The 26,948-nt window shown below is 57.7% G+C and carries 26 protein-coding genes; 6 read left to right on the top strand and 20 right to left on the bottom strand.

Annotated elements, in window-relative coordinates; genetic code table 11:
- Positions 1 to 125: 125 nt before the first annotated feature.
- Genes BM341_RS05015 through BM341_RS05025 form a run of 3 tightly spaced genes read right to left on the bottom strand, consistent with a single transcriptional unit; the run spans position 126 to position 2,082 of the window.
- Positions 126 to 1,400, bottom strand: coding sequence for a Y-family DNA polymerase (locus BM341_RS05015; protein WP_089793558.1), 1,275 nt, complete (start codon positions 1,398 to 1,400; stop codon positions 126 to 128).
- Positions 1,397 to 1,843 carry a LexA family protein gene (locus BM341_RS05020; RefSeq protein WP_089793560.1) on the bottom strand — a complete coding sequence of 149 codons (447 nt, stop codon included), beginning with the start codon at positions 1,841 to 1,843 and terminating at the stop codon, positions 1,397 to 1,399. Before BM341_RS05020 ends, BM341_RS05015 begins: the two co-directional genes overlap by 4 nt.
- Positions 1,840 to 2,082 carry a DUF1654 domain-containing protein gene (locus BM341_RS05025; RefSeq protein ID WP_089793562.1) on the bottom strand — a complete coding sequence of 81 codons (243 nt, stop codon included), beginning with the start codon at positions 2,080 to 2,082 and terminating at the stop codon, positions 1,840 to 1,842. Before BM341_RS05025 ends, BM341_RS05020 begins: the two co-directional genes overlap by 4 nt.
- A gap of 762 nt (positions 2,083 to 2,844) precedes the next feature.
- Between BM341_RS05025 and BM341_RS05030 the strand changes: the two genes are divergently transcribed.
- Complete coding sequence (locus tag BM341_RS05030) at positions 2,845 to 3,552, top strand: GntR family transcriptional regulator (protein ID WP_089793564.1); 708 nt, start codon at positions 2,845 to 2,847, stop codon at positions 3,550 to 3,552.
- Positions 3,549 to 4,742: an FAD-dependent oxidoreductase gene (locus BM341_RS05035; protein WP_089793566.1), complete on the top strand. Its 1,194-nt coding sequence runs from the start codon at positions 3,549 to 3,551 to the stop codon at positions 4,740 to 4,742. Before BM341_RS05030 ends, BM341_RS05035 begins: the two co-directional genes overlap by 4 nt.
- A 119-nt stretch (positions 4,743 to 4,861) precedes the next feature.
- Here the strand turns inward: BM341_RS05035 and BM341_RS05040 are convergent, their stop codons facing one another.
- The 5 genes from BM341_RS05040 to BM341_RS05060 all read right to left on the bottom strand — a co-directional run bounded on the left by BM341_RS05040 (position 4,862) and on the right by BM341_RS05060 (position 10,968).
- On the bottom strand, positions 4,862 to 6,139 hold the full coding sequence (locus tag BM341_RS05040) for a TRAP transporter large permease (RefSeq protein ID WP_089793568.1): 1,278 nt from the start codon (positions 6,137 to 6,139) through the stop codon (positions 4,862 to 4,864).
- A 2-nt stretch (positions 6,140 to 6,141) separates the two neighbouring features.
- Entirely contained in the window at positions 6,142 to 6,675 is a 534-nt protein-coding gene (locus BM341_RS05045) for a TRAP transporter small permease (protein WP_175507801.1), read from the bottom strand.
- Between the two features lie 78 nt (positions 6,676 to 6,753).
- On the bottom strand, positions 6,754 to 7,797 hold the full coding sequence (locus tag BM341_RS05050) for a TRAP transporter substrate-binding protein (RefSeq protein ID WP_089793573.1): 1,044 nt from the start codon (positions 7,795 to 7,797) through the stop codon (positions 6,754 to 6,756).
- Between the two features lie 431 nt (positions 7,798 to 8,228).
- Positions 8,229 to 9,710 (bottom strand): NAD-dependent succinate-semialdehyde dehydrogenase, encoded by a 1,482-nt coding sequence (locus BM341_RS05055; protein ID WP_217646174.1) that lies wholly within the window; start codon positions 9,708 to 9,710, stop codon positions 8,229 to 8,231.
- A gap of 25 nt (positions 9,711 to 9,735) precedes the next feature.
- Positions 9,736 to 10,968: an aminotransferase family protein gene (locus BM341_RS05060; protein WP_217646175.1), complete on the bottom strand. Its 1,233-nt coding sequence runs from the start codon at positions 10,966 to 10,968 to the stop codon at positions 9,736 to 9,738.
- 246 nt (positions 10,969 to 11,214) lie between these two features.
- Here BM341_RS05060 and BM341_RS05065 point away from each other — a divergent pair, with 246 nt between their 5' ends.
- A complete protein-coding gene (locus tag BM341_RS05065; RefSeq protein WP_089793579.1) occupies positions 11,215 to 11,544 on the top strand; it encodes an autotransporter outer membrane beta-barrel domain-containing protein in 330 nt (109 codons plus the stop codon).
- 157 nt (positions 11,545 to 11,701) lie between these two features.
- On the top strand, positions 11,702 to 11,890 hold the full coding sequence (locus BM341_RS05070; protein ID WP_342713874.1) for an SOS response-associated peptidase family protein: 189 nt from the start codon (positions 11,702 to 11,704) through the stop codon (positions 11,888 to 11,890).
- Here BM341_RS05070 and BM341_RS05075 read toward each other — a convergent pair.
- Both BM341_RS05075 and BM341_RS19480 read right to left on the bottom strand, forming a co-directional pair.
- Positions 11,883 to 12,428 carry a hypothetical protein gene (locus BM341_RS05075; RefSeq protein WP_089793583.1) on the bottom strand — a complete coding sequence of 182 codons (546 nt, stop codon included), beginning with the start codon at positions 12,426 to 12,428 and terminating at the stop codon, positions 11,883 to 11,885. The genes BM341_RS05070 and BM341_RS05075 overlap by 8 nt on opposite strands.
- A complete protein-coding gene (locus tag BM341_RS19480) occupies positions 12,425 to 12,601 on the bottom strand; it encodes a DUF4113 domain-containing protein (RefSeq protein WP_089793585.1) in 177 nt (58 codons plus the stop codon). The genes BM341_RS05075 and BM341_RS19480 overlap by 4 nt, the downstream gene beginning before the upstream one ends.
- Positions 12,602 to 12,668: 67 nt before the next feature.
- Here BM341_RS19480 and BM341_RS05085 point away from each other — a divergent pair, with 67 nt between their 5' ends.
- Entirely contained in the window at positions 12,669 to 12,869 is a 201-nt protein-coding gene (locus BM341_RS05085) for a hypothetical protein (RefSeq protein ID WP_089793587.1), read from the top strand.
- A gap of 126 nt (positions 12,870 to 12,995) precedes the next feature.
- Here BM341_RS05085 and BM341_RS05090 read toward each other — a convergent pair whose 3' ends face one another.
- Genes BM341_RS05090 through BM341_RS05110 form a run of 5 tightly spaced genes read right to left on the bottom strand, consistent with a single transcriptional unit; the run spans position 12,996 to position 17,473 of the window.
- Positions 12,996 to 13,721: an ABC transporter ATP-binding protein gene (locus BM341_RS05090; RefSeq protein ID WP_089793589.1), complete on the bottom strand. Its 726-nt coding sequence runs from the start codon at positions 13,719 to 13,721 to the stop codon at positions 12,996 to 12,998.
- A complete protein-coding gene (locus BM341_RS05095) occupies positions 13,721 to 14,437 on the bottom strand; it encodes an ABC transporter ATP-binding protein (protein ID WP_089793591.1) in 717 nt (238 codons plus the stop codon). The genes BM341_RS05090 and BM341_RS05095 overlap by 1 nt, the downstream gene beginning before the upstream one ends.
- Positions 14,415 to 15,368, bottom strand: a complete 954-nt coding sequence (locus BM341_RS05100) for a branched-chain amino acid ABC transporter permease (protein ID WP_089793594.1) — start codon at positions 15,366 to 15,368, stop codon at positions 14,415 to 14,417. Before BM341_RS05100 ends, BM341_RS05095 begins: the two co-directional genes overlap by 23 nt.
- A complete protein-coding gene (locus BM341_RS05105) occupies positions 15,365 to 16,249 on the bottom strand; it encodes a branched-chain amino acid ABC transporter permease (RefSeq protein WP_089793596.1) in 885 nt (294 codons plus the stop codon). The genes BM341_RS05100 and BM341_RS05105 overlap by 4 nt, the downstream gene beginning before the upstream one ends.
- A 36-nt stretch (positions 16,250 to 16,285) precedes the next feature.
- On the bottom strand, positions 16,286 to 17,473 hold the full coding sequence (locus BM341_RS05110; RefSeq protein WP_089793599.1) for an ABC transporter substrate-binding protein: 1,188 nt from the start codon (positions 17,471 to 17,473) through the stop codon (positions 16,286 to 16,288).
- A 185-nt stretch (positions 17,474 to 17,658) separates the two neighbouring features.
- Between BM341_RS05110 and BM341_RS05115 the strand changes: the two genes are divergently transcribed.
- Positions 17,659 to 19,074: an amidase gene (locus BM341_RS05115; protein WP_089793601.1), complete on the top strand. Its 1,416-nt coding sequence runs from the start codon at positions 17,659 to 17,661 to the stop codon at positions 19,072 to 19,074.
- A gap of 311 nt (positions 19,075 to 19,385) precedes the next feature.
- Here BM341_RS05115 and BM341_RS05120 read toward each other — a convergent pair whose 3' ends face one another.
- The 5 genes from BM341_RS05120 to BM341_RS05140 all read right to left on the bottom strand — a co-directional run bounded on the left by BM341_RS05120 (position 19,386) and on the right by BM341_RS05140 (position 26,858).
- Positions 19,386 to 20,828 (bottom strand): type I restriction-modification system subunit M, encoded by a 1,443-nt coding sequence (locus tag BM341_RS05120; protein WP_089793603.1) that lies wholly within the window; start codon positions 20,826 to 20,828, stop codon positions 19,386 to 19,388.
- Complete coding sequence (locus BM341_RS05125; RefSeq protein WP_089793605.1) at positions 20,828 to 21,736, bottom strand: DUF5655 domain-containing protein; 909 nt, start codon at positions 21,734 to 21,736, stop codon at positions 20,828 to 20,830. Before BM341_RS05125 ends, BM341_RS05120 begins: the two co-directional genes overlap by 1 nt.
- On the bottom strand, positions 21,733 to 23,208 hold the full coding sequence (locus BM341_RS05130; RefSeq protein ID WP_089793607.1) for a restriction endonuclease subunit S: 1,476 nt from the start codon (positions 23,206 to 23,208) through the stop codon (positions 21,733 to 21,735). Before BM341_RS05130 ends, BM341_RS05125 begins: the two co-directional genes overlap by 4 nt.
- Positions 23,208 to 25,970, bottom strand: coding sequence for a type I restriction endonuclease subunit R (locus tag BM341_RS05135; RefSeq protein ID WP_089793609.1), 2,763 nt, complete (start codon positions 25,968 to 25,970; stop codon positions 23,208 to 23,210). Before BM341_RS05135 ends, BM341_RS05130 begins: the two co-directional genes overlap by 1 nt.
- 228 nt (positions 25,971 to 26,198) lie before the next feature.
- Complete coding sequence (locus BM341_RS05140) at positions 26,199 to 26,858, bottom strand: inovirus Gp2 family protein (RefSeq protein ID WP_175507802.1); 660 nt, start codon at positions 26,856 to 26,858, stop codon at positions 26,199 to 26,201.
- Between the last annotated feature and the right edge of the window lie 90 nt (positions 26,859 to 26,948).

Genomic DNA, 26,948 nt, shown 5'->3' on the forward strand with positions numbered 1-26,948 from the left:
TTGTTAGTCTGGGGGCGTGACGCCTAATGACATGCGTGCTTTCTCTCTTGCCGGCACGCTGCCACGGAACGGCATGTCGCGTCACAACAGCATCGGACGCAAGTGCGGGCCACGGATGGCCATCGTCACAGCTTTACGAGCGGCAGCTCATCCCATCGCGTCGTGTAGCGCGGCGTGCGTCGCTCGCCGCGCAAGTGCCAGGCGGCATTCTTGCTGGCAATCCCCACTGTTACTGTTCCTCGCCCGTGCTCGCGGTTGAGTTTGTCGAGCGTGGCCATCAGGCTTCCGTTGCGGATGCGCTCCCTTATCCCTTGCTGTTCGACCATCATATCGAGTTGCTCGCCTTCCCGGTCGCAGAGGTCAGTCAGCATCACCCCGCATTTCTGGTAGGCGAACCCGGGCCGATAAATGGCTCGCAAACCGGCAATGGCGGTTCGCACGATCACGCGGCTGTCATCGGTCGGGTGAGGAAGAGGAACCAGCACGCTGCGACTGTATTGCGGCAGGTCAGCGCGAAACGGGTTGGTCTTGACGAAGACCATCAATGCCCGGGCCAGGCTGCTCTGGCCACGGAGCTTCTCGGCGCCTCGGCTGGCGTGCGCGCGGACCGCTTCGCGTAGGTCGTTCACGTGTCCGGTGAGGCGTCCGAAACTTCGCGACGTCATGATCTGTTGCTTCGGCTGGGCCATGTCATCGAGCGGGATGCAGTCGACGCCGCGCAGCTCCCAGATCGTTCGCTCCAGCACGACGCTGAACAGGGTCCTTATCCGCTTCGGGTCCGCCTCGCGGAGATCCCAGGCGCTATGGATGCCGAGCTGCTGCAGCTTCGCGGCCGTTCGCCCGGCCACGCCCCAAATCTCGGTCAAGGGTAACCGCTCGAGCACTTGTCGGGTCGATGGGTGATCCGGCGGCAGCATCGCGACGCCCTGGTAGGCGGGCTGTTTTTTAGCGAGGTGGTTGGCCAGCTTGGCGAGGGTCTTGCTCGAGCTGAGCCCGACGCTCACCGGAATGCCGGTATCGCGCCGCACGTGCCGGCGCAGCGCCAGGCAGCGATCGACCAGGGTTTTCTCTTCGAAACCATCGAAGCCGAGAAAGCTTTCGTCGATCGAGTAGACATCAATATCGGGCGTGTAGTGAGAGTAAACGTCGGTGACGCGGCGGCTCATGTCGCCGTAGAGCGCATAGTTGGAGCTGAGCAGCACGCACTGGCGCTTGATGCGGGGGTCGATCTGGTGAGCCGGCGCGCCCATGGCCACGCCAAGCGCCTTGATCTCGGCGCTGCGGGCCACCACGCAGCCATCGTTATTGCTCAGCACGCCGACGGGGCACTTCTCCAGGTCCGGACGAAAGACCCGCTCGCAGCTCACATAGAAATTGTTGCAGTCGACCAGGGCGATCATCTGGCGACCCCACGCCGCAGCGCATGGACGTTATGGGTGACGACGCCCCACACCTGGCAATCGGCGCCCTCGAGGGGGATCGGCTGAAAGCTGGGATTGGCGGGCAATAGGTGGGGGAGGTTACCGATCTTGCCGAGACGCTTGCAGGTCAGCTCGCCGTCGACCGAAATGACCAGCACATCGCCGTCCTTGGGATCGAGCGAGCGATCGACAATCAGCAGGTCGCCGTCATAGATGCCATCGCGAACCATTGAGGCCCCCTTGGCGCGCATGTAAAACGTCGCACTGGGGTGCTGGATCAGATGCGCGACCAGGTCGAGTTCTTGCTCGAGATAGTCATCGGCTGGGGAAGGAAAGCCTGCACGGACTTCGCCAGCGGCCAGGGGCAAGGCGATCGGCAGTGTCGTCTGGTCAACCCGGCCGAGGATCTCAAGATGGATCATGCCATCGACTCCTCGGGGTTCCAGACCAGGCGCATCGCGCCGTCCTCCAGGGGCGTCAGGGTTACGTGCTCGAGCGTCTCCAGTTCCTCGATCAGGCGACCCCAGTCGTCCGGTGACTCATCGGGCAGACGCGCGATCTCCACGCGCTGGTTCGACTGCGCCTTGGGCGCGTTGATCACCCGCTGGATTCGCTGGCCCAGCAGCGCGTACGGCGTCGGTGCCTTGGGTTTCTTCGCCATCGTGGAGCTCCCTTGTTGATTACTGTTGTTTTATACAGTATCGGCAAAGGCTGAGGCTACCGGCAAGGGGCAAATGCTGTACGACAGTCGTGCGAAAATACTCAACGCTTGGCGCGGCGAGCGTGAGACGGATACCCGTTTTGAGACGCTGGGGGAGGCAGGTCACTTTTAGGGCAGGCGAAACGCGCTTGATGGGGCGCTATTGTCGCGCCACAGCCGCCTTGCTCTCCTTTATTGGATAAAAGACAGGTATCCGAGTCGGCGCCACGTCCGGCTAGCCGAATCCCTCACGCCGTTTCAGCTGCCGCACAGCAGGCCACTGTCACGGATGTCGTCGAGACGCCCGCCGCCAATGCCGCAGATGGCCTTAAGGTCGCCGGGGGTCGCCCAGGGGCGACCTTCCACGATGGCGTCGGCCCGGGCAGGACCAATATTCGGCAGATCATCGAGCCGCGAGGGACCGCCCGCTGACAGACCTTAGGGGGCATACCGCCTGGAAGTGTTTATGATTCCAACTCCCAAAGCTTAGAGCCTCCAGGAATCCCGGTACGGTTCATTCTTCTAATTCATTAAGCGGGAGCGAATCAAGCGAGGATCTTTCGATACGGAAAGTCGACATCACTGACCAGATTGTTAGAGCAACGACTACAGAATGCTTGTTGACACAACGTGGCTTGCTCAAAATGTGCACTGCGCATCAAAATATTGTATAACAATACGACTATTGTCTAGACGATGCGTGTTTCCGGTCAATGAGGACACATGAGTACTTACAAGCTTCGAACTGTTTCAGTGGTAGAAGCCGTCGCTGAACAACTCAGTGAAGACATCTTCTCTGGGGCATTTCGTCCAAGAGACGTGCTTACCGAAACGCAGCTCTCCGAGCGTTTTGACGTACCGCGGCAGACCATTCGATCAGCGATTGTGATGCTCTTGCATGACGGGATCTTGCGCCGAGAAAGAAACAAGAGCGTGTACGTGCCACTGTTCTCGGAAGAGGATATTCGTGACCTTTTCGCAGTACGCCGCTTGGTGGAGATGGAAACGGCGCGAATTCTCAGCACTCGTGGCGTACTGCCAGAAGGTGCCAAAAGCGCTGTTCGTTCGATGGAACTCCTAAGTGACGAAGACAGCTGGGATGAGCTTCTGAAATATGATTTCCAATTCCATCAGGCGCTCATCGAAGCCACCAAAAGCACCCGCCTGCAAAAGTTCTATCGCAGCATTTCTGCGGAAATGCGGCTAGCACTGACCTACTTTCGGTCTGGCGACTTTTCACCCAGCCGGATGGCTCGTGAGCATCGTGAATTTTTGGATGCGATTCGCTCCGGAGATCCCTCAGCAGCGGTCGAGGCTTGCCGTGTACATATTGAAGAGTCGGAAGCTTTTATCAACCAGACGATACATGCGCAACGCGAACGCATGGATCCAGACCGGGCCAGGTACTTGTCGGACAACAAGAGCTTATGAAGGTCGCAGTCATCGGTCTGGGCGCCATAGGCGTTCAGATCCTATGGCAGCTGAGTCGGCAAGACTATGTTGAGGTACAAGGTTTTGACACAGCATACCCGGGCCATTCGATGGCTGGCGCTGGCGGCGATAGTCGACTCTTCTGGAACCTGGAACTCGCTGAGCTGGCCTATACACCGCTGATTCAGCGTGCAGCAGTAGCTTGGCGTGAGTTGGAAACGGTCAGTGGCGCAGTGCTTCGCGATCAGACCGGAGTGTTGGTTTACGGCGACGAAGGCGACGCACAACTCGATTGCGCCGTGAACTCGGCCGACCTCATTGGCTCGCCCATCAAGTTGCTTAGTGTCTCGGAACTACGCAAACGGTTTCCCCAGTTTCGCTTCACCGAAAAGTCGTTGGGCATTTGGGACCAAGAGGGAGCCGTGATTCTGCCTGAACGAACGGTTGCTGTGACAGGGGAGATCGCGCGCTACAACGGGGCGACAATTCATGAGTTCGCCCCAGTGTTCTCGATTGATCCATCCGGCCCGCGCATCACGGTTACTTCGCGTATCGGCACACAAGAGTTCGACCGAGTGGTAGTGGCATGCGGCGGGTGGACCACGAAGCTCCTTCCACATATTCGAGACGAGGTTGTCGTCAGACGACTGACCTCGATGTGGTTTCATGGTGGCGATGATAACTACCTCACCGATTTCCCACCGTTTCTGAGGGCGGCACCGAGCTACTGCTACGGGGTGCCAAGCCATGATGCCCGTTCAGTCAAGCTTGGGCTAGGCTTCAACGATCACTATGTGACCGGCGATGCAGACAGTCTGCCTCGTCACCTGACTGGAGAGGCGCTCGAAGAGCAGCTGAGCAAGTTCGAATGGATACAGCAAAAGATGCTGCCAGGCTTGGCACGTCGACCCTATCGGGTCGAGACATATGTCGAAAGCTATACGCGCTCAATGATCGAATACATTCATCGGCATCCTGAAAATGAAAATGTCGTGATCATGACGGGGTTTTCGGGGCACGGATTCCGAGTTGCTCCAGTACTCGGTGAGATCGGTTGTCAAATAGCGCTTGAAGGAAAGAGCGATATCGACATCAGTTTCATGGAACGCACCGAACCTGCCTTCACGATCCTTGACAAGGAACAGGGCATCACGACCCATAATTCAGTAATGAACAGTCGCGGGGCGTGAGACTGAGACCTTGAGCTTCCTGAAAGAAGAATTCCGGGGCTCTTCGCCTCGGACAATGCTCATGCTTGGGAAATGTCTGATAGCGATCCTTTAGCGGCCGAAGCTGCTGTGTTTTTGTCTCACCCGAGCCAGTTGGGTAATAACATCGTGATTTGCGGCACGTAGGCGATGATGAACAAGAGGATGATCAGGACGGCGACGAACGGAAGTGCCGCGATACTCACTCTCTCGATTGACAGGCCACTGATTGCACTCGCCACATTGAGGTTATCACCCACCGGAGGAGTGGCGAACCCGATCATCGAGGCAAGGATCATGACGATACCGAAATGCACTGGATCCATACCCATGGTCGTGACCACGGGCACGAGAATCGGCGCTAGCAAAATGATCCCGGCGATCGTTTCCATGAACATGCCGATGAAGAGCAGCAAGAGCACAATGACGGCGAGAATGACCCAGAACGGTACGGGCAAGCCGCTGAGAAAAGATGCAATCAGGGTGGGAATACGCTCTAGCGTCAGAATTCTGGCATAAGTGGATGCGGTGGCGATAATGATCAGTATCATGCCCGAGATGAGGTATGTCGTCTTCAACATCATGGGGATCTGGGTGAGCTTGGTTTCACGATAGAATATCGCCAATACTAGACTATACGCCACGGCTATGCCCGACGCCTCGGTGGGAGTGAAGACCCCCCCATAGATCCCGCCGAGCACCACGATAGGCATCAGCAAAGTCCATTTGGCTCGCCACACCGATACCCACCGTTCGTTCCAGCTGGCCTTTGAAATATCGGCACCATAGCCATTCTTTTTTGAAATGTGACGGCTCACGAGATAAAGCATAAAGACGATAGCGAATCCGGGAATTAAGCCGGCAAGAAAGAGATCGCCGATAGAGGTATTCGTTGTGATCCCGTAGATAATGAGCGGAATGCTTGGTGGAATTACGATGCCGACACCACCGGCCGTTGCCACAACCCCGGCACTGAAACCACGTCCGTAGCCCTCACGAACCATGGCAGGAATCATGATTCCGCCAATTGCGGCGACTGTGGCAGGGCCGGAGCCACTCAGCATCGCGAAAACAGCGGTTCCCAACAACGTCACGGCAGCGAGCCCTCCCGTGATATGTCCGACGAACGCTTTCGCCGCATCGATCAGACGCTTGGAAAGCCCGCCATACTCCATGATGACGCCTGATAGTACGAACAAGGGGACGGCAAGAAGTGAATACGAGTCGACTGCGCCGAACATGGTTTGGGTGAGGTAGCTGACGGGAACTACGCCGGTCATGATCACTGACAGGGCCGATGAAATACCAAGTGCGAACGCAACCGGCATGCCCAGGAGGAGGAGAACGACGAAGCTCAGGAAGAGAACCGTAATGCCCACTGTTAGTCCCCCTCACTCTTTGACGGAGGGATAGGAGCGAGAGGATTCTTAATGATATCGATGATGGCTCTGACCGTGTGCTGAAATACTCGAAACGACATCAGCGAGAGCCCAACGGGAAGACCGACATACACAAGGTACATGGGTATCTGCGAACCTGGTGCAAGCTGACCGGTAATAATCTGCCGACGCACCATTTCAAACGAGAGGTCCAGCATGAAGAGAAGGAAGGCAAGCCAGAGCAGGAATATCAGTAGGCCTATGATGCGCTGAGCCAGAGGCACTCGCTTACCCAGCATATCAACGAGAACGTTGAACTTGACATGCCGCTGGTACTTAACAGCGTAGCTACCACTGATGTAGACGAACCAGACAAGGGCGTACCGGGCGATTTCTTCCGTCCAGGCCGTTGGACTATTGAATATGTAGCGCATTACCACCTGAAATACGACCAGGCTCGCGAATATAATCAAGGCTATTGAAGCTAGGTAGGTTTCAACGTGCTCATCCAAATGCCGGTACACGCATTTGAGCATGGGTGAAATCTCCCCTTCGCACTCTATATAAGAAATCCCTGCCTGAGGCATCCTCAGGCAGGGACAGGCTCAGCCAGCTTACTCTATGGCTTCTAGGAAGGTAGTGTTGCCTGCCGCTTCGAGGACCGCCTTGAGCCGCTCGGTGTCGACAGTGGAAGCGTGCTCCTCGTAGAACGCGATGGCGGAATCGATCCACTGTTGACGCTCTTCGTCACTCAGCTCGGTCACCGTACCGCCTTCTTCCTCGATCTTGGCGCGGATCTCGTCGCTGACTTCCTGCTTGAGCGAACGGATCTTCGCGATCGCTTCGTCTGCTGCATCCCGAATGATCTGTTGATCTTCATCAGAGAGGCCTTCGAAGAAGTCTTTGCTAATAAGAATGACTTCCGGATCGTAGATATGCCGGGTCGCGGTCAAGTGATTCGCCGGCTCCGTGAGTTTTGCGGAATACAGTAATTCATAGGGATTCTCGACACCTTCTACCACGCCCTGCTGGAGGGAGGTGAAGACCTCAGGAAAGGGCAAAGGAGTTGGTGAAGCCCCGATGCTTTCCCAGTAGGCAATGTGCTTTGGCACTTGCATCGTGCGCAGCTTGACGCCTTCCATTTCGTCGGGTGTGGTGACGGTTTCATCGACCATGGCGAGATTGCGGAACCCGTTCTCACCCCACCCAAGCCCAATTAGGCCGCTTTCTTCAAGACCCGCGAGCATCTCATCGCCGAGTTCGCTATCGAGTACCTTGTGGGCGGTCTCGGCATCCTCGAAGATAAAGGGAAAATCAAAAACCTCGAGTGACTTGTCGAAATTGGCCAGTACGCCTACCGAAGGAGCTGTCATTTCGATATCGCCGAACTGCGTCGCTTCGACCATTTCTCGTTCGCCGCCGAGCTGGCTGTCGGGATAAACCTCAACGGTGATGCGTCCGTCCGTACGTTCCGACACAAGTTCAGCGAATAGGTCGTAACCCTGGTTCTGTGTGTCACCGGCCGAGATGACGTTACCGAATTTAATAGTGTGGCTGTCGCCTTGCGCGAAAACGTTACCACTCTCGCCGCCTGTCCAAGCGGTTAGACCAAGTGCAGCGACGGTGCCGGCAGCGAAAAGACTCGTCTTCCGAATCATTACAGAACTCCTTTTATTTGCTGTTAGTCCTGGAGCATTGGGTGCTGGATGGCGCGTGGCAATAATGAGGTTTCCTGAGCTTGCGTTCCAACACTGTCTTACAATATCACAACTTCACTGTAGAGCAACGGAGACGGGAATGCGAAGAGGAAGCGCCAGACTGCTCAATTTTTACGATTTTCTTGATGTTCAGATGCTGTCCTACCTTTTTGTTCGGGTGCCTTTCACTCGCCATTGATGTCTTTTCTATTCGAGACTGGAGGCTGGTGGGATGAAGAAATCCTGGCACATCTGGCCGGCACATCTCAGGACGAGGGCGGCGTAGATAGGCAAGCATGCGGAGCATACAGGTCGGCAGACCCTGCATGCTTCGCATCAACCTGGAAAGGCTCATTCCTCTGGGCTTGCAAGAAGAAGGGGCTGGCCTAGAGTTAACTGGTTTCGCGCCGGGCGATGTTGTAGTAGCGAACCTCCTGGTACTCCTCTAGGCCCTCATGGCTTCCCTCACGACCCAGCCCCGACTGTTTCATGCCTCCGAATGGCGCGGCAGGGTTCGAGGGTACGCCATTGTTGATACCGACCAGACCGGTCTCCAGCGTATCAGCCACGTTGAGTGCTCGATCGAGGTTTTCGGTGAAGACATAGCTGGCTAAGCCGAACGGCGTGTCGTTGGCTCGCTGGAGCACTTCCTCCTGGGAGGAGAAACGAGAAATGGCGGCGATCGGTCCAAAGATTTCGGTGTTGGCGATTTCCGCCTCGGCTGGAACCCGATCAAGCACCGTCCCCTCGAAGAAGTACCCGGCTCCCTCGGGAGTACGGCCACCGGCTCTCAGCTCGGCACCGTGAGCCACAGCGTCATCGACCAGATGCTGGAACTTGTTTACCGCTGCTCGGTTGATTGCTGGCCCCAGACCCACACTTTCGGCAATCGAGTTGCCAAGCACGACCTGGGACATCTTTTCACTCAACGCCTCGACGAAGGCATCGGCAATCCCATCCTGGACATAGATACGGTTCGCCGCGACGCAAGATTGCCCGCCATTGCGGAGTTTGGCCAGCATGGTTCCCTCAACCGCGCGATCAAGGTCGGCGTCGTCGAATACCAGCAGCGGTGCGTTGCCGCCGAGTTCCATCGAGCTTTTCACGATATTCTTCGCGGCGAGGCCCATCAGCGTGCTGCCGACGGAGGTGGATCCAGTGAAAGAGATCTTCCGAACGCGTGGGTCCGCGAGTACTGCCTCGCTGAAGGCCGACGACTGGGTTGTCGTGACTACACGCATCAGTCCCTTGGGCACCCCGGCTTCGGCCAGCAGGTCAACCGTCAGCAGCGTGGTCAGCGGAGTGAGCCCCGCCGGCTTGATCACCGATGCGCAACCCGCCGCGATGGCAGGGGCGATCTTGCGGGTGATCATGGCCATCGGAAAATTCCAAGGAGCAATGAGCAGCGACAGGCCTATCGGAACTCGCTTCGTCAGAATCGTCGAACCACCGACTGGATTCTCACGGTAGCCACCGGCCGGGCGCAGTAACTCTTCCGCGTACCACCTGACATAATCGGCGGCGTACTGCACTTCCCCTTGAGCCTCAGCGAAGGTCTTGCCCATCTCGCGAGAGATGACAAAGGCGAGCCGCTCTTTGTTCGCGATGAGCAAGACGTAGGCGTTATGCAGCGTATCAGAGCGGTGGCGAGGGGTGGTTTTCGCCCAGGCCCGCCCGGCTTCGTCGGCAATGGCGACCTCGGCAATCGCCTCTTCTGGAGACATGCTCTTGAGAGTGGCGATACGCTCCTCGGTGGAGGGGTCGAGTACCGCGAACTCCTTCTCGCCCGGCTCGTGGTTGGTGTAACCCGGAAGGCTTCGCAGCGCCGCGTCCGAGGCATCGAGACGCTCGGCGGAGGGTTTGGGTAACGTCATCGCGCTATGTTCTCCTGGCATTGGCTTAGGCAGTCACTTGGGTCGCGCCCGTTTTGAGAGAGTCGAGTACGGTGCTAATCGCACCCACAAGGTCACGCAGTTCCTGGTCGGTAAGAATGAAGGGCGGGCTGATCTGAATGCTGTTCCCGCGTAGTGGTCGGGTAATGAAGCCTTGCTCAATCATTTTGTCGGTCACGAACTCGGCATTTACCTCGTCAGAGAGCTCGATGCCACCCAAAAAGCCCCCCACGCGAGTGGCCTTCACCAAATCGTGAGTTTCGAGCGTCTTCAATTCAGCAGCGAGTACCTGCTCAAGCGCTGCCGAGCGGGCTACCAAGCGCTCACGTTCAAGTATTTCTAGATTTTTCAGCGCAAGGGCTGCCGTGACTGGATGCCCCGAGTAAGTAGTGCCGTGGCGGTAGGTGGGCGAGCCCGTCCCGTTTTCGAAGAAAGGCCACCATACGCGAGGTGCGACGAGGATGCCGCCGAGTGCGGCATAGCCCGAGGTAACCCCCTTTGCGAAGGTAACGATATCTGGCTGCAGCTGGTAGCGGGTTGAAGCGAACATCACGCCGGTTCGACCGAATCCGGTGATCACCTCATCCGCGATAAACAGAATGTCATTCTCGTGACAGAGGCGCTGTATCTCCTGGAAGTAGCCTGGCTGGGGTGGATGGACGCCACCGGTACCCATCACCGGCTCGGCGATGTAAGCCGCGATCTTGTCCGCCCCGATGCGCTCGATCGCAGCGGCAAACGCTCCTGCATCGTGTTTCTCGACGCGTTCCGTGCCGTCGACGAGGGAGTCGGTCCCGTAGCCCTCACGGTTGAAGTCGAGTCCGGCGACGCTGGTGCCGTAGGCATGAAGACCGTGGTAGGAGTGTTCACGGCTGATGATGATCGTCTTGTCCGCGCGGCCGACATGGTTCCAATAGCGGCGAGCGAGCTTCAGCGCGACATCAATCGAATCGGAACCGCCGCTGTTGAGGATGACCTTGGCGTCGTCGATCGGTGCGATGCTTTGCAGCTTCTCTGAGAGCTCAATGGCCCGATCGTTCGTATAGCGGCCAAAGACATGATAGGCCTCGAGTGTCTTCATCTGTTCATAAGCGACCTGGGCCATCTCTTCGCGTCCATGCCCGATGTTCGCGTACCACAGCGAGGCTGTCCCATCGAGTAGGCGGGCGCCGGTATCGGTAGTGAGGTAGGCGCCATCAGCGGATACGACCTTGATCTGTCGACCGATCACTGAGGGCATGTGCGCTTGCGCGCTCCATAAGACCGGACTCGTCATGTTGGGTACCTTCAGGTTTGAAAGCTTATTGGATTGTTATACAAAAATACTTGCTGCTTCATTGTAGTTCTGTCTGACAATATGTCTATATTGGTTTGGTTTAGCCCTTTCGCTCACTTATTCAGTTACTTGGCGTCCAGAGGTGGCAACAGTGAAATGCTCCAATTGGAGCGGACACCCTGGTAAGCCACTGATTCCCAGGCGGATGCGGTGAGCCTGGTCATCGATTTGGAATATTCCGTATCCGAGACTGCCCTGCGCCTGAGCGTCGCCCAAAGCTGGCACTGGGTCGATACCGAACGCACCGCGCTTGGCGGGAAACCGACCGGTGACATCAAGATCGAACCCTTCGCCAATGCCGCCTATGTGCATCAGCGCATCGGTGGCTTCAACGAGAGTGGCGGTGCGGCGACGTTATCGGTGGACGATCCGCCAACGGATATCGGCTTGACCTCCCTTGGTGTGAGGGGATCACACTTAATGACAGGGCGCTGGCCCTGCATGGCTCGGTCGGCTGGCGGCTTGCCTTGGGAGACATGACGCCCCAAAGCACCCACGCTTTTGCCCATGTCGCGCCATTTACCGTCTCGGGCACGCCCCTCGACCGCGATGCGGTGGTGTCTGGGCCGAGCGGGCGGATGGTTCGCCCGGCTGTGCAGTCATCACCGAGCCGCCACGCGCGTGAGCCAAGAAGATTATTTCGCGCATGCCGTTGACCTTAGATGCCGAAAGCCTGGCGTCGTGGCTCGACCCTGACCTGACCGACCGCGAGACGATCCGCCAGGTGGCACATCATCTGGACGTGGGATTGATCACGCATTGGCCGGTGAGAACACAGGTGAACCGCCCGAGGATAGAGGTGGCTGAGCTGCTTACCCCTATGTGAGGGCGCCGCTGCCTAATTTGAAATCAGTGAGTAAAAACCTATTCAGCGATGTGCTCCAGCCACAAAGGAGTACCTCGGCAGGCAGTTTCGACTTGTACCGGTGTGCCGTTTGCTTGAAGTGTTCCATGGCTTCACTCACATCCGTCTCAGTCTTGAGTTGGAATATGAATATCTTGTAGGGAGCATCTGACTGCAGGAGCTTAGTGAAATCCTTCATGATCCAGCTCATCTTTGTGTCAGACATCTCGATTTCCATGGCCAAGACCACTTCCTGGAGGTGGCCTTCATCGTCGAATTTCCTCCATACGAAATCGTAAAGCCATTCTCCGGCACCGGTCTTGTAGGAAGGACGCGAACGATATCCTAACTTCTCTCCCTCGTCTCTGAAGCGGGCTTTGATCGCTGAGTTCTTGTCTGGGCTGCGCCATATCTGTCGCTTCCATAATGACTCATCGCCTTCGGCTAGCGCCGCATCCCGCTTTGCATCGAGAGCTATGTTTTGGATGTCGAGCATCCACTCCTTGAACTGGTCGATCATATTTTCTTCTCAGTTTTCCAATCAGCGTTGGGCGAGGACAACGCATCCCACCTCGTTGCCCATCTCGGTGCGCGGTTCGCACACCGCAGATGCCAAGCAGCTTTCTTATTAGGTAGGCCTAATTTTATCGTACCACGTCCCATCTTCTGATTCAGGTCGTCCATCGCAGCCATCCGCCTAGCGCTGCACTCGCACTTGGCCTCGCTTTGTGCCGAATCGAGTAAGGAGAGCTGTTGCCCGTTGGCATCGATCACGCTGTGGAGCGAGGTGTTTCCCAGTGCTGAGGAGAGCGGTTATTTGCTCCGTCGTCGTTATGACACCGCGAAGTCACCTAACACCAAACTCAATAGCAAGAACTGTCCTCGACTGAAGCTGGGCAACCCGGTTCTGATGTGGAAGCTTACAGACACTGATGAGCTGCTGGACTTCATCAACTGGTAAAGGCCTCATCGGGTGATAATGTCCTGGTCCAACTCAGGTGGAACATTCCACACCCAACGTCGAAGAGCCCTTTCTTTGCGCTTCCCTGGCTTTCGGAGAACGTCGAGTTTCATACTTCATCCTTGTTTATAAACCCAGGTAGGCTTTCTTTATCATTTCATTGTCCTGCAGCGCGTGGGAAGGGCCATCCAGCACCTGATAACCATTTTCCAGCACATAGGCCCGGTCGCTAACCTGCAGTACCTGTTTGACGTTCTGTTCGACCAACAGGATGGGCATGCCGGTATCGGCGACCCGTCGAATCGCCGCCATCACATCCTTGACCAGCAGGGGCGACAATCCCAGGCTGGGTTCATCCAATAACAGCATCTTGGGGCCGAGCATCAACGCGCGAGCAATGGCCACCATCTGCTGTTGCCCCCCTGAGAGTTGCGCTGCCTTTTCGCGCGCATACGTCTCGAGATCAGGAAACAGGGTGTGCACCTTTTCCAGATTCTCGTCTCGATGCTCCCGTGCCGAGGGGAGTGATGCCCCCAACAGCAGGTTATCGTGCACTGTCATGTTGCCGAACAACTGGCGGCCCATCGGGACGTGGGCGAGTCCGAGTCTCGCCATCTCATACGGCTTGCGCCCCGAAACCTCCTGCCCAGCGAAGTGGATGGTCCCCTTCCATGGCTTGATCATCCCTGAGATCGCCCGAAGGATGGTGGACTTGCCACTGCCATTGCCGCCGATCAATCCGACCAACTCACCGGCACTGACGGTCAATGAAGCGCCGAATACCACTTTCAAGGAGCCGTAACCAAGATCCACGTTCTTGACGCTGAGTACGTTAGCCGCTTGCTCCGTCATCAGTCCTCCCCCAGGTAGGCGGTAATGACGCGGGGATCTTCGATCACATCGCGTGGCAGGCCCTCGGTGATCACGCCTCCATTGGCCATGACGATCACATGGTCTGACAGTTCGATGATGGCCTCCATGATGTGTTCGACCATCACGATGGTCAGGTTCTGGTCGGCCAGTTGGCGTACGAATCCGATCATTTCCTTAAGCGCCGGCGGGTTGAGGCCTGCCATCATCTCATCGAGAAACAGTACGCTGGGCCGGACGGCCAATGCCTTGGCCAGTTCCAGACGCCGACGTCTAGCCAGGTTGAGATCCAGTGCCGGCTGATCATGACGGTCAGCGAGACCCACCTTTTCAAGAACTTCCATGGCCAGCCGTTCGGCATGCTTGCGCTTGGGCTCCTTGAGGAAGGACGCTACCAGTACGTTTTCAAGCAATGTCAGCTCTTCGAAGGGCCTTTCGGTTTGAAACGTACGCCCGATACCCGCACGGGTACGAAGGTAAGGGGGAAGACGGGTAATGTCCTTGCCATGCAATTGGATACGGCCCGATTGGGGCGTGACAAAACCTGTCAGAGCATTGAACAAGGTGGTCTTGCCGGCCCCGTTGGGTCCGATCAGCCCGAGAATCTTGCCTTGCTCGACATCGAGGGAAACATCATCCACCGCCACCACACCACCGAACGTCACGGTAATGCCCTCAGCCTTGAGCGCGCTTGGCATAAGCTCTCCTGATCAGATAACGCGCCGGCTCGCCAACGATTCCCCGAGGCATGAACATGACCACCAACATGATCAGCAACCCGTAAATCAGCATGTTGGCTTCTGCGAAGGTGGTGCGGAAGACCTCGCCCGAACCCACGAGCAGGAATGCCCCCACGCAAGGCCCCCAGATCGTCCCCCGGCCACCGATGATCGCCGTCAAGGCAATCTGCACCGACAGCAGGAGGTAGAAGATGATGTGCGGCTCGATGAAGGAGAGGAAGATCGCGTAGATGCCGCCTCCAAGTGCGGCCAATGCGCCCGAGATCATGAATGCCTTCAGCTTCACGGTCGTAGGGTTGATGCCCGAGGCCATGGCCGAATCCTCATCCTCGCGCACGGCGCGTAACTGATAGCCGAACTTGCTGCGCGATATGAGCATCACGATCAGCACTGTAGTCGCTGCAAATGCCAAGGCCAGGTAGTAGTTGACCTGTCGCGAGAACAGATCCAACCCGAAGGGCTCCGGCAGCACCATGATGAAGACCCCGGTAGCGCCGCCAGTCAGCCAGCCTTCATTGATGGCGATCAGTCTCAGGATCTCAGCGATAGCGATGGTGGATAGCGTGAAATAGGGCCCCTTGAGCTTGAAGGTCAAGCGGCCCCACAGGTAGGCCAGCATGGCGGCGGCGACCAAGCCCATCAGGATCGACCACCAAGGCGCAATTTCATGGTGTGCGGTCCCAACCGCAACGAAATAAGCGCCAAGCCCCACGAAGCTGGCATGCCCCAGGCTTACCTGCCCAGCCCATCCACCCAGGATGTCCCAGGCGGTGGCCCAGCCAGCGTACAACAACAAGGTAATGGCCACTGACAGATAGCCAGGGAACATCTGCGGATAGAGAATTCCCAGCAGGATCAACCCAGCAAGGATGAAGTAATGCTTTTTCATACGCGCTTCACCGTCTTGCCGAACAGGCCCTCGGGACGCAGCAACAACACCAGCAGGAACACCAGAAGCCCGTAGGCGTCACGGTAGTCCGAGGTGAGGTATGACGCGCCCATGACTTCCACCACGCCCAGCAACAGGCCCCCGGCGATGGCGGCCCCGATGTTGCCCAGCCCCCCGAGCACGGTGACCACGAACGCCTTGAGCGTGAAGATTGCCCCTGAAAAGGTGGGAGTGGCGAATAGCAGCGGGATCAGCACAACGCCCGCCGTGACCGCCAGAGACATGCCGATGCCGAATACCACCGCTTCGATCCAGCGGGTATTGATACCGACAAGCTCCGCCCCCAGGCGATTGTCAGCGGTGGCGCGAATGGCCCGCCCCAGCTCGGTATGGTTGAGGACGGCATACAGGCCAGCAATCACTACCATCGTCGCCAGTCCGGCCAGCAGCAGGATCAACGAGAAGCTGACCGCCCCCAGGGAAACCGTGCTGGAGGCATACGCCACGTTGACCGACTTGGGCTCGGCGCCAAACGTCAGCAGCAGGATATTGCCGATGACCAGGGCAAGGCCTAGCGTGACCAGCAGCGAGCTTTCCGGCGGTGCCTCTACCAATCGGGAGAGCACCACCCGCTGCAGGACCGCCCCGGTCAGAAAGCCGAGAGGCATGGCAACAAGCAGAGAGAGGTAAGGATCCCAGCCAAACAAGGTGTTGAGCAGTACGGCGCAGTACATGCCCAGAATGACGAAGTCCCCATGGGCAAAGTTGATGGTTTTCATCACACCGAATACCAGCGTCAGCCCCACCCCGATCAATGCGTAGACCCCGCCGATCAACACCCCGTTGGACAGGTTCTGCAGGAAGGAGACATAGTCGAACATCACGAACTCTCTGGTTGTGCCATGCAGGATTGCCTATCAGCGCTCGTCCCACTCCGGTGTTGGAAAACGAACGTCTTCGGCAGCCAGATCGTCCGGGAAGACGGTGACGTGCTCACCATCCTGGATCTGCAGTACGAGACTGCGAATGGGGTTCTGCCCTTGGAAGCCGTCGAAGCTTTCGAAGACGACATGGGTGACCGGCGTGTCCAAGTCGGTCTCGGCCAGGGCATCTCTCACGTCACTGCGCTCGAGAGACTCGGCACGCTCCAGGGCATCGGCTGCGACACGGAGGGCCAGGTAACCTTCCGCTTCGTAGAAGGTGGGTTCTTCACCCGTTTTTTCCTTGAGGCGCTCGTAAAGGTCTTCCACCCCTTCGTACTGTACGTCCTTGCTCCAGCTCACCACGGTGGCCACATACTCGGAAAGGTCACCGACCTGGTCGATGAAGCTCGGCAGCGCAGCACCGGTGTCGATGGCCACGGCCTTGGCATTGAGGTTCACTTCCCGCATCTGACGCGCAATCGCCACCCCATCTTCGGCGTAGGCCACCACGTACAGGATATCGGGCTCTTCGGAGCGGAAGCGGTTGAGGATGGGGCGGAAGTCGGAGGTTCCTTGATCGTAGGACTGATCACCGACGATCTCATAGCCACGCTCTTCGGCTAGACGCGCTCCTTCTTCGGCCAGCGACTCCGGCCAGGCACCATTGCCATACAACATGGCGACGGTTTCCAGGCTGTCGTCGAAGTTTTCACGCAGATAGTCGAAATAGTCGAAGTAGCTCTCGGCGACGATCGAGGAGTTGTGCTTGGCACGGAACACCCAGGGGGAACCCGGCTTGGTGATGCTGTTATCCGCACTGCCGAGCACAATGAGCGGAATTTCCTGGCGGGTCATTAGCTGGGCCATCGGGCCGGTGATGCTCGAAGCATAGGAACCCATGATCAGGGGAACGTCCTGACGATTGAGTGACTCGATGGCCGCCAGCGCACTGGTGGCTTCCGAACGATCATCCTGCACCGCCAGGGCCAGAGGTTCGCCCTTCACACCTCCGCTTGCGTTGATTTCCTCCAGCGCCACTTCCATGCCGGCCTGATAGCGTTCACCGAAGGCGGCGAAGGGGCCTGACAGGCTATTGATGACACCGACCTCGATATCTGCCAGCACGGCGGGTGCCGACAGTAGCCAGGGTGCCACCGAAGCGGCTGCGATCCATTTCTTCATTGTTCTGCCTCTTGTTAGTATCTACACAATGAATGTATATCGATTTTTTGTCTTTTCATCTATTTGCGACTACTCATGTATAGACCATGCTGGCAAGCGGCTGCAAGCCAGCATCCACAAACGCTTCAACCATGAGGCTGGCCGCTTGACCTGGTCGGCCCTCCATCACTGAGCAAGGAGCTTCCATGACCCTCCCCAAGGATCCAGTGGCGTCACTGGGAATTGCCGGCTTCGCCGACGCGCTACGCCGGGGTGAGATAACGTCAGAGCAAGCCGTAGAGGCTTACCTGACACGCATCGAGGTACTTGACCCGTTACTCAGCGCCTATGAGCAAATGGATGCTTCCCGAGCTCTGGCCAACGCCCGTGCCATGGACATGCTGCTGGCCAGTGGGGTCGACCTGGGGCCATTGATGGGCTTGCCGGTGTCGGTCAAGGATCTGTTCGTTGTCGAGGGGATGACGCCGCATGCTGGCTCCAACCTGCCCCTTCAGGACAGGTTGGGAACGCGCGAAGGGACCTTCATTCGCGCGTTGAAATCGTCTGGCTGTGTGATTCTGGGGACCACCCGGATGGTGGAATTCGCGCTGGGGATAACGGGGCATTCCCTGTCTCGTGGCACGCCCTGGAATCCTTGGGATGATCGCCATCACCGCCTGCCCGGAGGATCCAGTTCGGGGGCTGGAGTGGCGCTGGCCTCGGGCCTTTGTGCCTTGTCTATTGGCAGCGACACGGGGGGATCGGTGAGGGTGCCGGCAGCCATGTGCGGTCTTTTCGGACTGAAGACCACAGTGGGCCTATGGCCCACCGACGGTGCCTTTCCCCTGGAGCCCAATACCGACTCCATCGGGCTGCTCACCCGGACCGCCCAGGACGCTGCCATTGCCTTCGAGGCGCTAAACGCTCGAATCAATCCATCGTCTCATCCCCGTCAGGCTCCGGTGACGCCCGGCAAGTTGACACTGGGCGTGCCCGATAATTACTTCCTCGATGGGATCGATCCGGAGATGAAAAATGCATTCGAACACGCCCTTTCCGTGTTCGAAGCGAGTGGCATCAGACAAGCGCCAGTTCATGTGCCGAATGTAGATGGGCGGGAGCGCTACTTTCCCGTCGCCATGCCGGCTCACTTGTTGGCCTGGCTGGGCGAGGAGTATTTTCTGGCCAACCAGGAACGCATTGACCCGATCATTCGTGCCCGCATTGAAAAGGGGCTCGACATCAAGGCTCATCAGTATCTGGCACTGTCCGAAGAACGCCGTCGCCACAGGGAAGCGGCCAGCCCCCTATTCGATCAGGTCGATATCATCGTGAGTCCCACCACCCAGGCGCCTCCCTGTCGGTTGAGCGAGCTAGATGATCCAGGCACGGCGATGCAGGCCGCCATGGGCATGACGCGCAACACACAGCCCGCCAACTATTTTGACTGGTGCGCCGTCACGCTGCCGATGGGCGTTGACTCGGCCGGACTGCCACTCGGCCTGCAGTTGAACGGCCCTTACCATGACGATGCGAGGTTGTTGGCCGTTGCCGTTGCTTTGGAGGCTCTTATGCCCCCCCTCACACAACCGAAAGCCTTTCAGGGTTTTGCGCTACAGTGAGTAATGCTGTTCCTTAATGAAGCGCTCTCACTCGTGTACCGAAGAAAGCTTGGATGCCCCAGGTTGTAACCTGGCCACGCTGAGCCAGCCGCGCTGATGTCGCCAGCGTCGCTCCGGATGGTCGACGTTTAAAAGCGTAAGCCACTGGTTATCCTTGATAACGTGTTTTCAACATTAGCTCTACAAGCGTGATGCTGCGGGCGCAATCGTAGTCGTGTGGCAAATAGCTTAAGAGAAATCCCATAGCCGGCAGCAACCACATAAAAAGTCGACTCACCTGAGACCCGAATCTCGATGGAATCCGCTCGCTTTCACTCCGACTCCCCCGCCAGCTCCGCGCTCACACTGCGAAACTGCTCAAGCGCCGCCTCCAGGTTCTCGACGATCTCAGTAACCAGCACGTCCGGCTCCGGCAGGCTATCGATGTCTTCCAGGCTGTCGTCTTTGAGCCAGAAAATATCCAGGTTGAGTTTGTCGCGCTGAATCAGCTCATCGTAGCTAAAGCGGCGGAAGCGCTCAGTTTCCTGGCGCTCGTGGTAGCAGCGCACGAAGTCATCGAGGTCAGCGTGGGTCAGCCGCTTGGTCTTGAGCGTCTTGTGGACGTTGGTGCGGTAGTCGTAGACCCACAGCTCCCTGGTCTGGGCTTCCTTCGAGGCCGGGCGCTTGTCGAAGAACAGTACGTTGGCCTTCACCCCGGGGCTATACCAGATGCCGGTGGGCAGGCGGAGCAGGGTGTGAAAGTTGAAGCCCTCCAACAGGCGCTTGCGAATGCCTTCTCCCGCACGGCCGGCTTCGAACAGCACGTTATCCGGCAGCACCACAGCGGCGCGGCCGTGGGTGTCGAGGATGGTCATGATGTGCTGGAGGAAATTGATCTGCTTGTTCGAGGTCGAGAACTTGAAGTCTTCACGCTCGTAACTTTCGCGCTCGGTGCTCACCGAGCCGTCTTCCCCCACCACCTTGTAGCTGGATTTCTTACCGAACGGCGGGTTGGTCAACACCGTGTCGAAGCGCTTACCGCCATCGCCGGATAGGGCATCGCCCTGCACCACCGGGCTGCCGCCGTTGCCGATACCGTGCAGGTAAAGGTTCATGGCGCACAGGCGCACCACCTCATCAACGATATCCACGCCGTGTAGGGCACTTTTACGGAGTTGTCGCTGTTTATCGCGGTCCTGGCTCTGGGTCTTCATGTGCTCGAAGGCGGAGAGCAAAAAGCCCCCGGTACCGCAGGCAGGATCGCAGACGGTCTCATCGATCCGTGGATTGATGCACTTCACGATGGCGTCGATCACCGGACGCGGGGTGAAGTACTGGCCGGCACCGGATCTTACTTCGGAGGCGTTGCGCTCCAGCAGGCCCTCGTAGATATCTCCCTTAACATCGACCTCAAGGCCAACCCAGGGGCCTTCCTTGTCGATCAGGCTGACCACCCGCTTGAGCTTGGCCGGGTCGGAGAGCTTGTTCTGGGACTTGCGGAAGATGGTGCCGATCAGCCCACTTTCGCGGGCCAGTGCCTCCAGGGTGTGACGATACTGAAGCTCCAGCTCGTCGCCGTCCTTCACCACCAACTTGGCCCAGCGCCACTGGCTGGGAACGGAGGTTTCCTCTCCCAGCAGCTCCACGCGCTCCTCATCCATCTTGAGGAACAGCAGGTAAGTGATCTGCTCGATGTAGTCGCCATAGGAGACGCCCTGGTCGCGCAGCACATGGGCGTAGTTCCAAACCTTGGAGACGAGTTGTTCGTTGCTCATCAGGACGCCTCGTAAGATTGGACGATCAGCGGCTTTGCGCGCTCAAGATCATCATGGGACTTCAGTGTCACTTCCAGATCACCAGTGCCGAAATGGCCGACCATCCGCACGTCGCGGGCAAATCCATCTTTGCACTCGATCGCGTCGGGGTTGATCTTTAAATAGACTCGCACGACGCCAATCGACGGCTTGACCTCCACGCAGGCGAAATTCTTCATGCGACGGAAGGCAAAGTAATTCTTCAAGGTCTTTTTGGTGACGTCGTCACCTCTGCCAAGCAGAAAGTTCTCGATGTCCGCGTAGAGGGTCGCCAGCTCGCTGTCAGCATCGGCCATGCTCTCGGACACGGTCTTGTACTTATTGACCTTGGCCATACCGGTCACAGGATCTGTCGCGGGTGCTGGCGTTGCCGATGTTTCAGTCAGGCGCTCCAGCAACAGCAAGGCCTCGCCAAATCGCTTGTAGCGGACCAGCGTGATGTTACGGCTCATCTGCTTAACGGCGTGCTCGTCGTAGCGGTTGAAGTCACTGGCGATGCAGATCAGGCGCGGCGCGCTCCATTCGATCTGAGCGGCCGCCTCCTTGCCGAAGCGGTCACGCACCAAGATTTCAAAGTCGCCGCGGTGATCCATCAGCCAGTCCAGGTAGAACAGCCCCTGATTGATCACGTTCTCGGAGCGATCGCGCTTGTACTCGATGATGACCGGATAGCTATTCTCATCGATGCCCAGCGTATCCATGCGCCCGCCATGGCTGGTGGTGTACTCCGAGGCGAGAAAGCGCACGCCCAGAAGGGGCTCCAGGTTGCGCTCGAACTGCGTCTGCAGCGCACGCTCCAGAGGTGCCGATGTGCTTTCCAGCTCGCACAGTGCATCGCCCTGGGATTGGAAGAGTTTCAGGTCGCTCATGCGGTGGCCTTCTTGCGGGTCTTCTGTGTTTCAGCAGCGCGGGCGGCCTTGATACGGGCCAGCAACTCGTCGGCAGGTTCGTCGTTGGGGTCCTGGGGTACCAGTTTGCCTGCAAAGGCCTCCTTGAGGATGGACTGACGCAGAGCGGCGGAACGAGTGAGTTCAGCCTGACAAGCGATATCAATCTGCTTAATCTCATCCAGCTTCCCGCTTACCCGCTGCATGATTTCGGTCTGCTCACCTAAAGGTGGCATTGGCACAACCACAGTACGAAGTTGCTCAAAGCTCAAATGCGGGCGTCCAGCTCCATATATAAATTTTTCGAGCTGATCACGTCCAGCGCCCTTGCTGGCCAGAAAGGTCTCAATAAATGGGCTGAGAGCGGCATCTGCCAATCTAAGGAGTGCAACACTCTGACAAACATAATGGCGCCCTACATCACTAGGAAAGCGGCACACATCCCCCGTATTTGCCCCAACTATCGTGATGAGAACATCATCCTTTCTCACCTCACTTCGAACCGCATCCGGGCTATCCTGCGGTGGGTCAACCAAGAATTTCTCGGACAAATCGAATCTCATGGGGCGCACATTCTGAGCCATGATGAATACGCCATCACCGCTACCATAATATTTTTTCCATGCCCGAGACCCGCTCGTCAGGTGAGTATGGAGCTGATCAACCGATGCCCATACCCACCCCTCAGGCAGCGCCGGCAGGTTGCTGGTATCGGGTGCAACCGGCTCCTTGTACTTGCCCCGCCCCTGCAAGTTTTCCCGCCGCGTCTGCAGGATGCGTTCCAGCAATACATGGCCATGCTCCAAGTGGTCAGTCTTATCGGCACGCCAATCGGCGGTCAGCTGGCCGGTGACGGCGGCCTTGAGGACGGACTGACGATAGCGAACCAGCAGCTTCTGCACATTACGCAGGGCGGCCTCGCCATGGTCCAGTTGGGCGAATAGAGACTCGATCTTATCGACGATACGGCGTTGTTCATTGATCGGCGGCAGGGCGACTGGATGAGCACGCACCTGTTTATCTTTTACAGCTGGATAACTTACGCCATATTGTTCGCCGGAAACCAGATCAACGAATTCTTTTGACGTCACCTTGTAGTACAAAAACTTATGGTCAATCGCCTTCGACGGACGAAGGACCGAAAAACCAGTCGAAGCCACCTCACCGTCAAACTCAGGAGTGACAAGTGCAATATTTCTAAGGTAAGGCCTAACCAAAGAAAAAAGGACGTCGCCTTGCTTTACGATTTGCCGAGCCCTAGATGGAGCCTCAGAAATCAAGAAGGGCTTACCTTCTGATATATTGTTCGACTGATTATCAATACTCGATATATCGATATAAGCAATCAGGCGATCCGGTTCAGACCGTGGGTCTAATTTCTCCACTGAATCGGTTACACCTGCGATATCACAAAGTGTCCATCCCTCAGGCAGTTCCATGCGCTGTACAACCATCACGCCACCAACGCCTCTTGCAGCTCATTCAGCATCTCATTCAGTCCATTGCCCAGCACCTGTCGAGCACGCAGGATATCACCCTTGTCGGCCAGGCTGGGGGCCTCCATGAAATCCTGCGGGGCTATCTCGGCATTGGCGGCGATGTAGGCGGCAATCGTGCGCAGCCACTCCTCCTGCTCGGCGCTGTACTCGCGACCGGCCTTTTTCTCGCGGCCCAGCCAGAGATTGAAGCGCCGTTCCACCGCGGAACCGAACGGCTCTAGTGTGTCGGCCTGGCCAAGCGCGTAGCGCACCAGGCTGACCACTTCGGTGAGCTGCTCATCCACCGGGGCACCGCGAACCTGGGAGGCTTCCAGGCGCTTGTAGGCCTGCCAGACGTTGGCCACGGCCAGATGAGGGGGCAGTTCCAGCATGGCGATGACCAATTCACGAATGGCGGTATACGTCAGCCGTTGCTGCCCCAGCGGCTGGTTGTAGAGGATCTGCAAGGCGGTCAGTTCATCCTGGTGATCCTCGATAAAGTCCTTGAAGCTGGTGATGGTCTGTTCAGCGCGCTGCAGGTCGAAATCGGCATCCACCAGCGTATCGGTAGTCACCTCGTCGATGACGATATCGCGCTTCTGCTTGATGTCCTTGAGCAGATGCCGCAGCTCGGGCCTGTCGAAGGGCCGGCAGGCCTCATCCAGCAGTCCCTCCACTACCTCCTCTTCCTGCTGCGGGTTAGGGGACAGGCCGTGACGCTCGGTGATCGCCGCCTGCTGGGCGTCCGGGTCGATGGCATCAAGCAACCGATTGGCCAACTGGCGAGGCGCCTGGCCACCGCTGGCCTCGGCCAGGCGGCGGCGATCCTCGTCCGTCAGCTTGCGGTCCAACGCGACCAGGCGGGCCGCCAAGGAGGACATGGCGTCTTCATCGCGGCGCCCCATGGCCACCTGCTCCAACAATGCATCGAAACTGAGCGTCCGCTTGCGTTCCAACGGTTGGCTAGCGTTCTTCTTCGATTCCGATACCCCCACGGCATCAATCAGGATGAAACGAGTCTTGGTCTCGGCATCCGGGGTCACCGCCTTCAGATCGGCATTGGGAATGGTGCGCACGCCGCGCCCTTTCATCTGCTCGTAGTACCCCTCGGACTTCACGTCGCGCATGAAGATAAGCACTTCCACCGGTTTGATGTCGGTACCGGTGGCGATCATATCCACGGTGACGGCGACGCGGGGCATGGGGTCGACCCGAAACGCCTTGATCAACGCCTTGGGGTCCTCACCGCTATTGCGGTACGTGATCTTCTTGGCGAAGTTGTTGCCCTCGCCGAATACCTCCCGCACGGCATGGACGATCTCTTCGGCATGGTTGTCGTCCTTCGCAAAGATCAGCGTCTTGGGTAGCCAATCACCGCTGCGCTCCGAGAACAGTTCGGTGAACACTCTATCGCGGTAGGTTTGCAGCACGGTGCGAATCTGATTGGGATTGACCACGGAGCGATCGAGCTCCTTGCCGCTGTAGGCCAGTTCCTCATCCAGGGTCTCGTAGCGCAGTCGTCGAGTGCGCCGATCGCGCACCGGCACCTGGTAGCCGACATCGCCAGGCTCCACCTTGCCGCCTTCCTCGGTCACCCGAGTGCGGATACGGTAGATCTCGTAGCCAACATTGACACCATCGGCCACCGAGCGCTCGTAAGGATATTCCGCCACCAGGTTCTGATTGAAGAAACCCAGCGTGTGCTTGGACGGTGTCGCGGTCAGGCCGATGAGGGAAGCATCAAAGTACTCCAGCACCTGTCGCCACAGGCCGTAGATGGAGCGGTGACACTCGTCGGTGATGATGAAGTCGAAGGTCTCGATGGGGATCTCGGGGTTGTAGGTGAGCGGCAGCACCACTCCCGGCTCCCCTTCCCACTTTTCAAATGCCGAGACTTCCTCCTCCGACTCGTCCAGCGGCTTGCCACGCAGCATGGCATAGAGGCGCTGGATAGTGGTGATCACCACCTTGGCATCAGGATCGATGCGGTGGCCATGCAGATGCTGAACAATGTAGGTATCGGTGAAGCGGTTGGCCGCCCCCACCGGTTGAAAGTTCTGAAACTCCTTCAAAGTTTGATCGCCGAGGTTATTGCGATCGACCAGAAAGAGGATGCGCTTGGCCTCAGCATGCTTGATCAGCCGATAGGAAAAGGAGCAGGCCGTAAAGGTTTTTCCTGCACCGGTGGCTAGTTGGATCAGTGACCTCAGCTGGTCCTCCGCCAGGGAGTGCTCCAGGCCGTGAATGGCCTCTACCTGACATTCCCGAAGCCCCTTGGTCTCGAGCGCTGGCATGGTGCGCAGCCGGGCACGCAGGGTCTCCGGCTGGCGTAGCCACTCATGCAGCGTTTCCGGGCGATGAAAGGCGAACAGACGGCGCGAACGAGGCTTGGGGTCGCGTAAGTTGCAGAAGAATGTCTCTTCCCCTGTGCTCTCGTAGTGGTAAACGAGCTGTTGATCCCAACGAGCCAAGTGCTCGGGTAGTTGGGCCACGTATTTGGCCGACTGCTCGGCCACACTGCTGAGGGTCACTCCGACCTTCTTGGCCTCGATCACCCCGGCTGCCTTACCGTCGACGAACAACAGGTAGTCACAGTATCCGGCGGGGAGGTGGAATTCCCGCACGACTACACCTAGCCCTGCATGGCGGTCGAAATCATTTCTGTCCTGAATCACCCAGCCCGCATCGCTCAGTAGCTGGTCGATCCGAGTCCTGGCCTGCTCTTCCGGCTGCTGCACAGTTCCTCCTCAATCCCCTGGATATCCCGTGGGCACGAACCATGGCTGCTCTCTTGAAGCCCCCCTTCCCTGGAGGGCTCGATAAGCCGGCAGCCTTTGCTCAAGGCCTCATGATTAATGCTTACTAATATCTACTTTCTGCAAGAGTACCGGCTAACGCCCATGTTTTCCTGTTCGGGCCAGAAGCGTAGATGGCTGATTGATGCCATATCGGGTGAGAACTACTTCTCAGTTCCGACTAGTACAGAAAGCCCGCATCCCCTGGCCGTAGTGCTTCGTATCGGCCTTGCACAGATAGGACGCTCGATAGAAGGCCCTCTGGAAGCTCTCGGCATCATGCTTGTCGATCCAGTACATCGGGTTTTCCGGTACATGTATCCATGGCTCCTGCGGATTCCACTCCACGCCCAGCGCGCTGTACCAGGCCCGAGAGATACGGTTGAACAGGTTTTCATTGGGGGAGCATGCCTCACCGATCATGTGGTAGGCATCGCGGTTGAGGATCAGGAAGAAGTGGTAGTGAGGCTTGCCATTCTCACCCACCTCGCGACACCAGACGTAGCGCACCCTGGTATCAGGCACCCAGCCGCTCCGCCGCTTTTGCTCGCGGTCGTGTTTGATGATGGCCTTTAAAGAAGCAATGAACTTCCCGATCAACCAATGATGGTCCACCACTGTCATGAGTTCACTGATCTCTGTGGGGATGACCGGGTCGACCCGGAAAGCGAGCACCCGAGGATACTCATGCAGCGCATTTTCGAGCGTCTCTTGGAGCACATCGAGGTATTCGGTCACCATCGGTAAATACTCCTCTTGAATGGGCATGTCTCTGAATGAGGTGTTCAAGCCCAAGTGCAGGTTGGGGTTGGACTTATGTCTCTGTGTCATGGGGTAGCTCCTGTACTGACATGGGGAATAGCCCATGACTTGATGTCTATGGGCGTTTGTTTCAGGCACGATGAATCCTCCAGCGCTACG

Source organism: Halomonas korlensis, from assembly GCF_900116705.1.
Classification (GTDB): Bacteria; Pseudomonadota; Gammaproteobacteria; order Pseudomonadales; family Halomonadaceae; genus Halomonas; species Halomonas korlensis.

What these genes read in the sequence shown, in the direction of transcription:
- BM341_RS05015 (WP_089793558.1), bottom strand. Translation starts at nt 1,400, where the DNA reads ATGATCGCCCTGGTCGACTGCAACAATTTCTATGTGAGCTGCGAGCGG.
- BM341_RS05020 (WP_089793560.1), bottom strand. Translation starts at nt 1,843, where the DNA reads ATGATCCATCTTGAGATCCTCGGCCGGGTTGACCAGACGACACTGCCG.
- BM341_RS05025 (WP_089793562.1), bottom strand. Translation starts at nt 2,082, where the DNA reads ATGGCGAAGAAACCCAAGGCACCGACGCCGTACGCGCTGCTGGGCCAG.
- BM341_RS05030 (WP_089793564.1), top strand. Translation starts at nt 2,845, where the DNA reads ATGAGTACTTACAAGCTTCGAACTGTTTCAGTGGTAGAAGCCGTCGCT.
- BM341_RS05035 (WP_089793566.1), top strand. Translation starts at nt 3,549, where the DNA reads ATGAAGGTCGCAGTCATCGGTCTGGGCGCCATAGGCGTTCAGATCCTA.
- BM341_RS05045 (WP_175507801.1), bottom strand. Translation starts at nt 6,675, where the DNA reads ATGCTCAAATGCGTGTACCGGCATTTGGATGAGCACGTTGAAACCTAC.
- BM341_RS05050 (WP_089793573.1), bottom strand. Translation starts at nt 7,797, where the DNA reads ATGATTCGGAAGACGAGTCTTTTCGCTGCCGGCACCGTCGCTGCACTT.
- BM341_RS05055 (WP_217646174.1), bottom strand. Translation starts at nt 9,710, where the DNA reads ATGACGTTACCCAAACCCTCCGCCGAGCGTCTCGATGCCTCGGACGCG.
- BM341_RS05060 (WP_217646175.1), bottom strand. Translation starts at nt 10,968, where the DNA reads ATGCCCTCAGTGATCGGTCGACAGATCAAGGTCGTATCCGCTGATGGC.
- BM341_RS05075 (WP_089793583.1), bottom strand. Translation starts at nt 12,428, where the DNA reads ATGATCGACCAGTTCAAGGAGTGGATGCTCGACATCCAAAACATAGCT.
- BM341_RS19480 (WP_089793585.1), bottom strand. Translation starts at nt 12,601, where the DNA reads ATGGCTGCGATGGACGACCTGAATCAGAAGATGGGACGTGGTACGATA.
- BM341_RS05090 (WP_089793589.1), bottom strand. Translation starts at nt 13,721, where the DNA reads ATGACGGAGCAAGCGGCTAACGTACTCAGCGTCAAGAACGTGGATCTT.
- BM341_RS05095 (WP_089793591.1), bottom strand. Translation starts at nt 14,437, where the DNA reads ATGCCAAGCGCGCTCAAGGCTGAGGGCATTACCGTGACGTTCGGTGGT.
- BM341_RS05100 (WP_089793594.1), bottom strand. Translation starts at nt 15,368, where the DNA reads ATGAAAAAGCATTACTTCATCCTTGCTGGGTTGATCCTGCTGGGAATT.
- BM341_RS05105 (WP_089793596.1), bottom strand. Translation starts at nt 16,249, where the DNA reads ATGTTCGACTATGTCTCCTTCCTGCAGAACCTGTCCAACGGGGTGTTG.
- BM341_RS05110 (WP_089793599.1), bottom strand. Translation starts at nt 17,473, where the DNA reads ATGAAGAAATGGATCGCAGCCGCTTCGGTGGCACCCTGGCTACTGTCG.
- BM341_RS05115 (WP_089793601.1), top strand. Translation starts at nt 17,659, where the DNA reads ATGACCCTCCCCAAGGATCCAGTGGCGTCACTGGGAATTGCCGGCTTC.
- BM341_RS05120 (WP_089793603.1), bottom strand. Translation starts at nt 20,828, where the DNA reads ATGAGCAACGAACAACTCGTCTCCAAGGTTTGGAACTACGCCCATGTG.
- BM341_RS05125 (WP_089793605.1), bottom strand. Translation starts at nt 21,736, where the DNA reads ATGAGCGACCTGAAACTCTTCCAATCCCAGGGCGATGCACTGTGCGAG.
- BM341_RS05130 (WP_089793607.1), bottom strand. Translation starts at nt 23,208, where the DNA reads ATGGTTGTACAGCGCATGGAACTGCCTGAGGGATGGACACTTTGTGAT.
- BM341_RS05140 (WP_175507802.1), bottom strand. Translation starts at nt 26,858, where the DNA reads ATGACACAGAGACATAAGTCCAACCCCAACCTGCACTTGGGCTTGAAC.